The following is an 11999-nucleotide window of genomic DNA, read 5'->3' as shown; positions in this document are numbered from 1 at the left end:
GGAGGCCGATCGTACTCAGCGGCCGAGACTGCGGAGCCGATCACGCACGTCGGCGAAGTTCGCCTCTCGGTCGGCGATCTGTCGGAACCACCTGGTCGCCGACACCGTGTCGCCCGCCCGATCGTAGAGATCCGCCAACACGTACCACTGACGAAGGTGGTGGGTGCGCACGCGCTTGGGCGGTTGTTGAGCCGGCTCCATCAGAGCGATCGCCGCCGCCAGGTCGCCGCGATCGGCGTAGGCGCCGGCGACCACGATGCGGGCCTCGGCCATCACGTCGTGCTGCGGCGAAGCCGCCTTGACGTCGCGCCAGACCGTGTCGACGTCGTCCCAGCGCTTGAGCGCGCGGTAGCAGTCGGCGAGTACCGGCAACAGTGTCGGGTCGGGCTTCAGTTGACGAGCGAGCTCGAGCGATTGCGCAGCCTGACGCCAACGACCGGTGCGGTAGTTCGCGAGGGCGTTCACCTCGTGCACGGCGGCCACCTGCGGCAGCTCGCGCACGAGTGGGGTGACCATCCGTCGGGCTTCGTCGTAGCGCTCACGATCGAGCGCGGCCGAGGCCGAGGCGAGCCGCTCCGACAATCGTGCAGCACGCTGGGGGTCGAGCGCCTCATGGATCTCCGCGACCACCTCGGGATCCACCTCGGGGGCCGGACGGTCGCGCTCGGAGGCACCACCGCGCTGGGTGGCCCCGAGCGCGGCGTCGCGCACCGAACCTTCGTCGATCCACTGCTCGGTCTCACGTGACTCGATCTGCTCGCGCTCGAGTTCCGGCGTCCGCTCGGTGCGGCGTGGCCCACGACGCTTTCGGACCTCCTCGGCGCGACGTTCGGCCTCCGTCCGCGGCTCGGGGCGGCCGCCGTACTCCTCGCGTCGCTGACCGACGGTACGCCGCCGTTGACCGCCGGGCCCGCCCGAACGTCCAGCGGGCCGTCCGTCCGATCGCCCACCACGGCTGTCGTCGGACCGCCGGCCACCGGTGGCGCCTCGCGACGCCGGCTTGCCGTCACTGCCTCGGCCGGGTCGGCCGGACCGGCCGTCGCGACGGTCATCGGACGACCCACGAGCCGGGCGACCCCGCCCCTTGTTCGGACCCGAGCCGCGTCGCGGACCGGATGATCCGCCGGGGCGCGGGCGACGTGGACGATCCTCAGACATGGCGGTCCATGCTACGGCGCCCACGCGTGCGTTCCCCTCGGTCGCGGCGGCGCCTCGGTCACCGACGTGGGCGTCCCGGCACCGCTCGGCCCCACGTCCGCCGCGCTGTGCACAAACCGGGCCGAAAACGCCAACAAGCGCCACCCCGAAGGGTGACGCTTGTTGTTCGATGAAATCCGGCGGCGACCTACTCTCCCAGGGGATCTCTCCCCAAGTACCATCGGCGCTGAGAGGCTTAACTTCCGTGTTCGGGATGGGAACGGGTGTGACCCTCTCGCTATGGCCACCGGAAACTTGTTGTCAATTGGGCGCACCCAAAGGACTCCAGAGCAAGCACGAGCGAATGTATAAGATCCAAGCCCTCGGCCGATTAGTACCGGTCGGCTGAACGTGTTGCCACGCTTACACCTCCGGCCTATCAACGTGGTGGTCTCGCCACGGGCCTTACTACCTTGTGGTATGGGAAGACTCATCTTCGAACGGGTTTCCCACTTAGATGCTTTCAGCGGTTATCCCTTCCGGAGGTGGCTAATCTGCCATGCCCTTGGCAGGACAACAGACACACCAGAGCTCCGTCCATCCCGGTCCTCTCGTACTAGGGATAGCCTTCGTCAATCTTCCTTCGGCTGCGGAGGATAGGGACCGAACTGTCTCACGACGTTCTGAACCCAGCTCGCGTACCGCTTTAATGGGCGAACAGCCCAACCCTTGGGACCTGCTTCAGCCCCAGGATGCGATGAGCCGACATCGAGGTGCCAAACCTTTCCGTCGATATGGACTCTTGGGAAAGATTAGCCTGTTATCCCCGGAGTACCTTTTATCCGTTGAGCGACCACGCTTCCACAAGCGATGGCCGGGTCACTATGCCCTACTTTCGTACCTGCTCGACTTGTAGGTCTCGCAGTCAAGCTCCCTTGTGTCATTGCACTCGACGGCTGATTGCCAACCAGCCTGAGGGAACCTTTGGGCGCCTCCGTTACTTTTTAGGAGGCGACCGCCCCAGTCAAACTACCCGCCTGGCGCTGTCCCTGATCCAGGTAATGGACCAAAGTTAGAGCCCCAAAATACGCAGGGTGGTATTTCAACGACGACTCCACACTGGCTGGCGCCAATGCTTCCAAGTCTCCCACCTATCCTACACAACGCAGTTCAAGACTCAACACCAAGTTATAGTAAAGGTTCACGGGGTCTTTCCGTCCTTCCGCAGCTAACGAGCATCTTTACTCGTACTTCAATTTCGCCGGGTCTATGGTTGAGACAGTGGGGAAGTCGTTACGCCATTCGTGCAGGTCGGAACTTACCCGACAAGGAATTTCGCTACCTTAGGACCGTTATAGTTACGGCCGCCATTCACTGGGGCTTAGGTTCACAGCTTCGCTCAAAAGAACTAACCGTTCCCCGTGACCTTCCAGCATTGGGCAGGCGTCACAGCGTATACAGCGCCTTACGGCTTCGCACGCTGCTGTGTTTTTGGTAAACAGTCGCTACCCCCTGGTCTGTGCCACCCTCGCCAGCTTGGAGAGTAAATCTCGTCACCAGAAAGGGTCATCCTTCTCCCGAAGTTACGGATGCAATTTGCCGAGTTCCTTAACCATAGTTCTCCCGATCGCCTTGGTATTCTCTACCCGCCCACCTGTGTTGGTTTGGGGTACGGGCACCGTGTCAACTCGCTGCTGGGATTTTCTTGGCAGCATGGGATCAGTGACTTCGACTTGTGTCTCGGCATCGCGTCTCAGCGTTACGACTCCAACTCTCATCGGAATCCGCCTACACGCTTACCCGGGGTCTACCATCGCCCCGGTTCACCTACCCTCCTGCGTCCCCCTTCAGCTACCCGCCAGGGTCTCGGTCGGTTCGCTCACCCGAAGGTGAACAGCCCCAACGTTGCCCCTCTTGGGCTTGGCGCGGACACGGTGGTACTGGAATATTAACCAGTTGTGCATCGACTACGCCTTTCGGCCTCGCCTTAGCTCCCGACTTACCCTGGGGGGATTAGCCTTCCCCAGGAAACCTTGGGCTTACGGCGGAGGGGTTTCTCACCCCTCTCTCGCTACTCATGCCTGCATTCTCACTCGATGCCGCTCCACAGGACCCTTACGGGCCGGCTTCACTGCAACATCGACGCTCCTCTACCGCTCGTACTTACGTACGAACCCATAGCTTCGGTACTGTACTTAGCCCCGTTACATTGTCCGCGCAGGATCACTCGACCAGTGAGCTATTACGCACTCTTTCAAGGGTGGCTGCTTCTAAGCCAACCTCCTGGCTGTCTAAGCAATCCCACATCGTTTACCACTTAGTACAGATTTTGGGACCTTAGCTGATGGTCTGGGCTGTTTCCCTTTCGACTAACGAAGCTCATCCCTCGTAGTCTCACTGCTGCACTCTGGAGTACCGGCATTCGGAGTTTGACTGAGTTCGGTAAGCTTGTAGGCCCCCTAGCCCAATCAGTGCTCTACCTCCGGTACTGAACATGCAACGCTGCACCTAGATGCATTTCGAGGAGAACCAGCTATCGCCAAGTTTGATTAGCCTTTCACCCCTATACACAGCTCATCCCCGCTGTTTTCAACCAACGTGGGTTCGGTCCTCCACGAAGTCTTACCTTCGCTTCAACCTGGCCATGCATAGATCACTTGGCTTCGGGTCTACAGCATGCGACTCAACGCCCTATTCAGACTCGCTTTCGCTTCGGCTTCCCATCACTGGTTAACCTTGCCACATACCGTAACTCGCAGGCTCATTCTTCAAAAGGCACGCTATCGCGGCCATACCCGAAGGTATGACGACGCTCTAACTGCTTGTAAACCAACGGTTTCAGGTACTATTTCACTCCCCTCCCGGGGTACTTTTCACCTTTCCCTCACGGTACTGGTTCACTATCGGTCGCCAAGGAATACTTAGACTTACGGGGTGGTCCCCGCAGATTCACGCCGGTTTGCTCGGTCCCGGCGCTACTTGGGATGACAGTCGGAGGTTGCTTGTGTTTCGAATACGGGGCTGTTACCCACTCCGGCCCACCTTTCCAGGTGTGTTCTTCTACACAGCAACTTGGTAACTCCGTGTGTGATCTAGCGTTCACACTACTGGTCCCACGACCCCGCATCAGCAACGCCGCTAGGCTTGGCACTGATACGGTTTAGTCTCTACCCTCTTCGCTCGCCGCTACTAAGGGTGTCGCGGTTGCTTTCCTTTCCTGACGGTACTGAGATGTTTCAATTCCCGTCGTTCCCTCCACCGGCCCTATGTATTCAGACCGGGGTACCACTCCATGACGAGTGGTGGGTTTCCCCATTCAGAGATCTCCGGATCGAGGCCTAGTAGACGGCTCCCCGGAGCTTTTCGCAGTCACTCACGTCTTTCATCGGTTCTTGGCGCCAAGGCATCCACCGTTGGCTCTTTGTAGCTTGGAATTCTTATTACATTTCGATCGTTCAAACAAAATTGTTTGTACTTCATTCGATCTCTCCGAAGAGAGATCAGATGCTCGTGCTTGCTCTGCAGTTCTCAAGGTGCGACGTGACGCATACGGAGCTCGGCCCGAAAGCCGGCTCGACGCAGCGGCGTCGTTGAGGAATGACTCCCTCAAAACGGAAGAGAAGACGGTAACGGTCGCTGAACGTTGCTCGAGGGAGGGACCGAATCCCTAACGACCTCGAGGTCGGTTGAACGACAGCCAGCCAGTGCACCAACTAGGTAGTGTCCCATCTGGGCCGTGCTGATGACGACCTACAGACAGGAAAGCACTCCTTAGAAAGGAGGTGATCCAGCCGCACCTTCCGGTACGGCTACCTTGTTACGACTTCACCCCAATCACCGATCCCACCTTCGACGGCTCCCTCTCTTGCGAGTTGGGCCACCGGCTTCGGGTGTTACCGACTTTCGTGGTGTGACGGGCGGTGTGTACAAGGCCCGGGAACGTATTCACCCTGGCGTGCTGATCCAGGATTACTAGCAACTCCGGCTTCATGGAGTCGAGTTGCAGACTCCAATCCGAACTGAGACCGGCTTTGTGGGATTCGCTCACCCTCGCGGGATCGCAGCCCTCTGTACCGGCCATTGTAGCGTGTTTGCAGCCCTGGGCATAAGGGGCATGATGACTTGACGTCATCCCCACCTTCCTCCGAGTTGACCCCGGCAGTCTCCTGCGAGTCCCCAACTAAATGCTGGCAACACAGGATAAGGGTTGCGCTCGTTGCGGGACTTAACCCAACATCTCACGACACGAGCTGACGACAGCCATGCACCACCTGTGTAGAGCCCCGAAGGACACCCTATCTCTAGAGCTTTTCTCTACATGTCAAACCCAGGTAAGGTTCTTCGCGTTGCATCGAATTAAGCAACACGCTCCGCTGCTTGTGCGGGCCCCCGTCAATTCCTTTGAGTTTTAGTCTTGCGACCGTACTCCCCAGGCGGGGCACTTAATGCGTTAGCGACGGCGCGGATCTCGTTGGTTGAGACCCACACCTAGTGCCCAACGTTTACGGCATGGACTACCAGGGTATCTAATCCTGTTTGCTACCCATGCTTTCGCTCCTCAGCGTCAGTTACGGCCCAGAGTGGCGCCTTCGCCACTGGTGTTCCTCCTGATATCTGCGCATTTCACCGCTACACCAGGAATTCCCCACTCCCCTACCGTACTCTAGTCACAGCAGTATCGGGTGGCGTCTCTGGGTTGAGCCCAGAGTTTTCACACCCGACTAACTGAACCGCCTACGAGCTCTTTACGCCCAATAAATCCGGACAACGCTTGGTGCCTACGTGTCACCGCGGCTGCTGGCACGTAGTTGGCCGCACCTTCTTCTGTAGGTACCGTCATTTTCTTCCCTACTGAAAGCGGTTTACAACCCTAGGGCCTTCATCCCGCACGCGGCATCGCTGCATCAGGCTTGCGCCCATTGTGCAATATTCCCCACTGCTGCCTCCCGTAGGAGTCTGGGCCGTGTCTCAGTCCCAGTGTGGCTGATCATCCTCTCAGACCAGCTACCCGTCGATGCCTTGGTGAGCCGTTACCTCACCAACAAGCTGATAGGCCGCGAGACCCTCCTAAACCGCATAAAGCTTTCTTCACATCGCCATGCGACGTCGTGAAGGTATTCGGTATTAGCAGTCGTTTCCGACTGTTATTCCCAAGTTCAGGGCAGGTTTCTCACGTGTTACGCACCCGTTCGCCACTAGGTCTTCCGGAGCAAGCTCCATGGACCTCGTTCGACTTGCATGTGTTAAGCGTGCCGCCAGCGTTCGTCCTGAGCCAGGATCAAACTCTCCAACAAAAACGTGTCGTCACTTTCGGCGGTTGCCTCCAGATCGGAACGATTGAGTGTCGAGCGTGGGCCGATTGGAATATTCGGTGACCACGATCTCTGACGTATTAGTTTTGTCACCGACAAGGGTATGTCGGCGACTGAATTGACAAGCAGGTCCATCTCACGATCACCCGAAGGTGTTCGCCCTGACGTCCTGCCCGCACTGGCATTCTGTCTTCTCTTCCGTTTTCAAGGAGCCGTAGCTCGGGCACATCTTGGCGGCGGTGTTCTTGCCTGCTTGGCTTGGTGCCTGTGCTCTTCCGGGGCTTTCGGCCGCCGTGGAGCGAAGAGAAACAATATCCCTCCGGTTAGGAGTGCGCAACCTGCCTCAGGAAAAAACTTCGAGGAGGTGGTGCGACTTCTTGCCGCGCTGCAGGAGGAGGTACCGCCCGTGGAGCAGTTCGTGCCCGCTGAGCTGGGACGACGCGTCGAGGGGCGCTCCGTTGCATCGGTACCCACCACCCTCCAACGTGCGTCTCGCATCGCCTTTCGATTGCGCCAAGCCGGCCGCGACGAGCACCTCGACCAGATCATCGAGTTGCACGCGTGTCATTCCGGACGAGGGGACCTCCCGGGCCACTGCGTCGAATGCCGCCTCGGAAGCGGCGGTCGGATCGCCGCCGAACAGCACATCGGCGGCCTCGTCGGCCGCTCGAGCCGCGTCGTCGCCGTGGACGAGCGCGGTGAGCTCACGGGCGAGCGAACGCTGTCCGACACGCTGATGCGGAGCCTCCTGGTGCTCTGCGATCAGCGCCTGGACCTCGGCGAGCGGTCGGGTCGAGAACCGGAGCAGGTAGTTGGCGATCGCCTCGTCGTCGGCCTGCATCCAGAACTGGCGGAACTGGTACGGGCTCGTCTTCTCGGCATCGAGCCAGACCGACCCGCCCGCCGTCTTGCCGAACTTGGTGCCGTCGCTCTTCAGCAGCAGCGGCCACGTGACCCCGTGCGCCGGCCGACCGGCCGTCCGTCGGATCAGGTCGATCCCTGCCGTGATGTTGCCCCACTGATCGGAACCCCCCATCTGCAACTCGACGTCGTGGTGTTCGTGGAGGTGCCGGAAGTCGTTGGCCTGCAACAGCATGTAGCTGAACTCGGTGAACGAGATGCCGACCTCGCTGGCGAGGCGGTTCTTCACCGACTCCTTGGCCATCATCTGGTTCACGGTGATGTGCTTGCCGACCCCACGGAGAAAGTCCAGCATGCTCGTCTGCGCGGTCCAGTCGGCGTTGTCGACGAGCGTGGCCTGGTACGGCCCCGGTTCGAAGTCGAGGATCCGCTCGAGCTGCGACTTGATGCAGTCGACGTTGTGCTGCAGTTCGTCACGAGTGAGGAGGTTCCGCTCTTCGGACTTGCCGCTCGGGTCACCGATCATGCCGGTGGCGCCGCCGGCGAGCGGGAACGGACGGTGTCCGGCCATCTGGAACCGGCGGAGGGCGAGCTGTCCCATCAGGTGCCCGACGTGCAGACTGTCGGCGGTGGGGTCGAAACCGACATAGACGCCGATCGGTCGCTCCGCGAGGCGAGACCGGAGAAACTCCCGGTCGGTCGAATCGTGGATGAGTCCTCGTGCCTCGAGGTCGGTGATCAGGTCCATAGCGTCCTCGATCATGACACGCCGGTCATGCCGCCCGACAACGGGTTCGTCGGCTGCCGGGTCACCGCTCCCACCACGCGGGGTCGGGCCATGAACTCGATCCCTCCCATTCGAGGACGAAGTGCGAGGCGGGCGCCGGCTCGTCGACCGGGTACACCCCGTCGACGTCGACCACCGGACCCGTCACATCCGGATCGGGGCAGGGGGCCTGCGGCACCGCCCCCGGTGAGACGGGCTGCGGGCAGGCGCGGCCGTCGAGGAACGCCATCTTGCGCGAGATGTAGTCGCCGGCCGCGAACGGTCCGGCTCGCCGGAGATGGATGCCGTCGTTCGCGAACCACTCGGGGCGGTCGCGGGCGTAGCTCGCCCAGTCGGCCGCGATGAGGTCGGGATAGTCATCCGAGCCGGCCAACTCGGCCAGTGTGGCGTTGTTCCGCTCGAACACCGCGGCGTATCCGGCGTCGCCCGGCGACTCGTAGCTCACGTTCGACCGCAAGGTCAGCCAGACCACGCGGTCGTACCCGTTCGCCCGGGCGAGCCCGACGATCGCGTCGACGTCGGACCGGAAGTTGTGGTCGCTGTCGTTGTACCCCGTCGCGACGATCAAGGTGGTGTAGGAACCCCGCCGCCAGGCGACCTCGTCGAACAGCGGGATCGGGACGTGGCCGTCGTAGTTGCGGCACGACGTCACCACCCGGCGTCGGCACGAAGCGAGATCGAGCATGTGTTCGAAGCCCTGCACGGAATCGGCGGCCCCATAGGTCTTGATGCCGAGCCACGCCGAGTCGCTGATCAACAGGGCTCGCTCGTGGTGCTCGAGCCGCACGGCCGAACGGCCGACCGTGGCGGACTCGTCGACCCGATCGACGGCGGCCACCGCGACCCCGGCTGCGCCGATCGCGACCACGATCCCGATCATCCAACCAGCCCGACGCACGTGCCCCAGTATGGGCCACGGCGGTCGCGGTGTACGGTCGCCGAGGTGGCCGACATCGCCGAGCTGGTGCGTCGCTTCCGGGAAGCCGGCGACGACCAGATGAGCCGATCACCGCTCTACGGGGCGCTGAACCGACGGATCGCCGAGCATCTCGAGATCGTCGAACTCCTCGCGGCAGCGCCCGAACACCAGCAACTCCCGGTCCTGCTGCTCGCCGCCGTCCACTCGCTGGTGCTGGCCGAACCCGACCTCGAACTCGCCGACTGGTACCCGACCACGGCAGCGACACCCCGAGACGGAGACCCGTTTCCTGCATTCGCCCGGCTCTGCGCCGACCGCTCCGACGAGATCCGCCGCATCGTGGCCACGCGTGCGGTGCAAACGAACGAAGTCGGACGATGCGCCTTCCTGCTCCCGGCGCTGGGGTCGATCGAGGCCGAGACCGGGCCGCTGGCGATCGTCGACGTCGGCACCAGCGCCGGCCTCAACCTCCGACTCGACCGGTTCCGGTACCGCTACTCCCCCGGCGGCCAGGTCGGCGACCCCTCGCCGGTCGTGCTCGAGTGCGACGTGCGAGGGCACATCCCGATCCCACGCCACGTGCCGACGATCGTCTCGCGCCTCGGCATCGATCGCTCACCGATCGACGTGACCGACCCCGAACAGGCCAGATGGCTGCTCGCGTGCGTCTGGCCCGACCAACCCGACCGCTTCCGCCGACTCGCCGGCGCGATCGGCATCGCGGCGGCCGACCCAGCGCCCGTGCGGCGGGGCGACGCCGTCGACGACGTGGGACCAGCCGTTCTGGGCAGCGCGGCCGCGGGCCACCCCGTGGCGATCACCTCGTGGGTCCTCAACTACCTGGCTGAGCAGGGGCGACGCGACTTCGTCGCCGCGCTCGACGCCGCCGGCGAGCAGATCGACCTCACCTGGGTGGCCGCGGAGGCACCCGCCTGGTGTGCCGGGCTCCCGTACCCGGATCACCTCGCCGACGACGACCGCACCGTCGTGACCATCGTGCGCTGGCGCGACGGAGCCCGCAGCATCGAGCACGTGGCCACCGCACACCCACACGGCTACTGGATGCACGCTCCGACGTGAAACATCAGCCGACCGATGCCCCAAGTCCGTCATCATTCCGTAACATGCGACGGATGTCGACCAGCGGGCAAACACGGCGGACGCGTGCGACCGGCGCGCTCGTGGCGATCGCGATGCTAATCGTCCTCACGCCACACCCCGTGCGCGCCGGCACGAACGACGACGCTGCCCGGCGGGCGGCCGAGGAGATCCAAGCCGCCCGCGACCGAGCGAACCGGGCCGCCGACGCGATGTTCGCCGCCGAGTCTCGGCTCGACGAACTCTCGATCGAACTCACGGCCACGGAGCGCCGACTGACCGAGCAGCGGGCAGCGGTCGAATCGCTGCGCGGCGATCTCTCCGCCGTGGCCGTTCGACGCTTCACCGGTGGCGGCGTCGACACGAACCCCCTGCTCACCGGCGTTGCAGCGGCCACCGATGACGGCACGGCGGCGGTGTTCATCGGCGCCGCGACCGGCGCCTCGCTCGTCGATGTCGACGACTACGACGCGGCGATCGACGAACTCGACGACACCCGCGAACGGGTCGAACGTCAGCGGGCCGACACCGCTCGCCCCGCGACGATCTGATCGCGCTGCAGGCCGAGGCCGAAGCCGAAGTGCTCCGACTGCAGGAGATCGAACAGCAACGTCTCGCCGACGTGGCCGTCCAACGCGAGCTCGAGGCGATTCGCGCCGCCGAACGGGAACGGGTCGAGGCTGAAGAGGCTGCGGCTCGAGCGGCGGCGGAGCGTCAGGCAGCCGCCGCGACACCGGCGCCACCACCACCCGATCCCGGCAACAACGGTGCCGGCGACGACGATGGCGGCGACAGCGATGGCGGCGACACCGGCGGCAACAGTGGTGGCGGCGGCAACGACGCCCCGTCCGAGCCTGAACCTGAACCGGAATCCCCTCCGCCACCGCCACCGCCCCCGCCCCCGCCACCTCCACCGCAGGCGGGCATCGTGTGCCCGGTGCGCGGCGCGTACTCCTACTCCGACACGTGGGGCGCCCCCCGATCGGGCGGCCGCTCACACGAGGGCGTCGACATGATCTCGCCCAGCGGGACGCCGCTGGTCGCGGTCAAGAGCGGGTCCGTCCGCTTCAAGACGAACACGCTCGGCGGCAATGCGGTCTGGCTCACCTCGAACGACGGCGACAGCTACTACTACGCCCACCTGGCCAGCTGGGAGGGATCGAGCCGTTCCGTGTCGCAGGACGAGGTCATCGGGTACGTGGGAGCGACCGGGAACGCCGGCGTCGCCCACCTCCATTTCGAGATCCACCCCGGCGGCGGTCGTGCGGTCAATCCGTACCCGTCGATCCGCAACGTCTGCTGACGTCGATCAGCCATTGGTCGACCCGATAGGTCGGATCAGTCCGGCAGCGGTGTGCGCCACCGCCAGGGGACGTCGACGGCCTTGCTGATGCCGACCCGCGGTCCAACACGTGGGTCCGTCGGCGGCTGGACCCCGTCGTCGAACAGTCCCACGCCGCCGCCGGACCGCAGGTCGACACCGTTGTGCGCACCGTCGATCCCGAACGCCTGACACAACTTCGCCGGGCCGTCGGCGAGCTGCGGCCGTCCGCCTCGCCGCTCGGACATCACGTCGACACCGGCGACCGGATCGGCCGCTCGCAGCAGGACCGCGGCGCCGGTACCGGCCGGGCCGGTCACGACGTTGGCGCAGAAGTGCATGCCGTACGTGAAGTAGACGTACAGATGACCCGCCGGCCCGAACATGACCTCGTTCCGTTTCGTGCGGCCCCTGAACGTGTGGCTCGCCGGGTCGTCCTCGCGATACGCCTCGACCTCGACGATGCGACCGACGCACGGACCGTGCACCAGCAGCTTGTTCAGCAGGAGTGGCGCGACGTCGGGGGAATCGCCGGCGAGCAGCCGACGCGACACGGGCCGCATC

The 11999-nt window shown here is 63.6% G+C and carries 7 protein-coding genes and 3 rRNA genes; 3 read left to right on the top strand and 7 right to left on the bottom strand.

What is annotated here, in order from left to right:
• Positions 1 to 15 precede the first annotated feature (15 nt).
• The 6 genes from R8G01_03110 to R8G01_03085 all read right to left on the bottom strand — a co-directional run bounded on the left by R8G01_03110 (position 16) and on the right by R8G01_03085 (position 8977).
• Positions 16 to 711 (bottom strand): hypothetical protein, encoded by a 696-nt coding sequence (locus R8G01_03110; GenBank protein ID MDW3212958.1) that lies wholly within the window; start codon positions 709 to 711, stop codon positions 16 to 18.
• Between the two features lie 621 nt (positions 712 to 1332).
• Positions 1333 to 1449, bottom strand: a 5S ribosomal RNA gene (rrf, locus tag R8G01_03105).
• Between the two features lie 59 nt (positions 1450 to 1508).
• Positions 1509 to 4571: ribosomal RNA gene (locus tag R8G01_03100) — 23S ribosomal RNA — on the bottom strand.
• Between the two features lie 341 nt (positions 4572 to 4912).
• Positions 4913 to 6431: ribosomal RNA gene (locus tag R8G01_03095) — 16S ribosomal RNA — on the bottom strand.
• Together the 16S, 23S and 5S rRNA genes form the textbook arrangement of a ribosomal RNA operon.
• Positions 6432 to 6792: 361 nt before the next feature.
• A complete protein-coding gene (tyrS, locus tag R8G01_03090) occupies positions 6793 to 8073 on the bottom strand; it encodes a tyrosine--tRNA ligase (GenBank protein ID MDW3212957.1) in 1281 nt (426 codons plus the stop codon).
• Between the two features lie 46 nt (positions 8074 to 8119).
• A complete protein-coding gene (locus R8G01_03085) occupies positions 8120 to 8977 on the bottom strand; it encodes a hypothetical protein (GenBank protein MDW3212956.1) in 858 nt (285 codons plus the stop codon).
• 63 nt (positions 8978 to 9040) lie between these two features.
• On the opposite strand from R8G01_03085, the gene R8G01_03080 reads away from it, so the two are divergent.
• From R8G01_03080 to R8G01_03070, 3 genes are read left to right on the top strand one after another with little or no spacing between them, the layout of a single operon-like run.
• Entirely contained in the window at positions 9041 to 10096 is a 1056-nt protein-coding gene (locus R8G01_03080) for a DUF2332 domain-containing protein (GenBank protein ID MDW3212955.1), read from the top strand.
• Between the two features lie 53 nt (positions 10097 to 10149).
• The gene (locus tag R8G01_03075) at positions 10150 to 10665 is read left to right on the top strand and encodes a hypothetical protein (protein MDW3212954.1); all 516 of its coding nucleotides are present in this window, start codon (positions 10150 to 10152) and stop codon (positions 10663 to 10665) included.
• 29 nt (positions 10666 to 10694) lie between these two features.
• Positions 10695 to 11417 carry a M23 family metallopeptidase gene (locus R8G01_03070; GenBank protein MDW3212953.1) on the top strand — a complete coding sequence of 241 codons (723 nt, stop codon included), beginning with the start codon at positions 10695 to 10697 and terminating at the stop codon, positions 11415 to 11417.
• 35 nt (positions 11418 to 11452) lie between these two features.
• Here R8G01_03070 and R8G01_03065 read toward each other — a convergent pair whose 3' ends face one another.
• Positions 11453 to 11998 carry a DNA-3-methyladenine glycosylase gene (locus R8G01_03065; GenBank protein ID MDW3212952.1) on the bottom strand — a complete coding sequence of 182 codons (546 nt, stop codon included), beginning with the start codon at positions 11996 to 11998 and terminating at the stop codon, positions 11453 to 11455.
• Between the last annotated feature and the right edge of the window lies 1 nt (position 11999).

This window comes from Ilumatobacteraceae bacterium (genome assembly GCA_033344875.1).
In the GTDB taxonomy this organism is placed as follows: domain Bacteria; phylum Actinomycetota; class Acidimicrobiia; order Acidimicrobiales; family Ilumatobacteraceae; genus Ilumatobacter.
Note: the sequence above shows the minus strand (reverse complement) of the source record. Positions and strands in the feature narration are given on the sequence as shown.

Bases quoted from the DNA above. Each gene is read 5' to 3' on its own strand.
- R8G01_03085 (MDW3212956.1), bottom strand. From the start codon at position 8,977: ATGATCGGGATCGTGGTCGCGATCGGCGCAGCCGGGGTCGCGGTGGCC.
- tyrS (MDW3212957.1), bottom strand. From the start codon at position 8,073: ATGATCGAGGACGCTATGGACCTGATCACCGACCTCGAGGCACGAGGA.
- R8G01_03075 (MDW3212954.1), top strand. From the start codon at position 10,150: ATGTCGACCAGCGGGCAAACACGGCGGACGCGTGCGACCGGCGCGCTC.
- R8G01_03065 (MDW3212952.1), bottom strand. From the start codon at position 11,998: ATGCGGCCCGTGTCGCGTCGGCTGCTCGCCGGCGATTCCCCCGACGTC.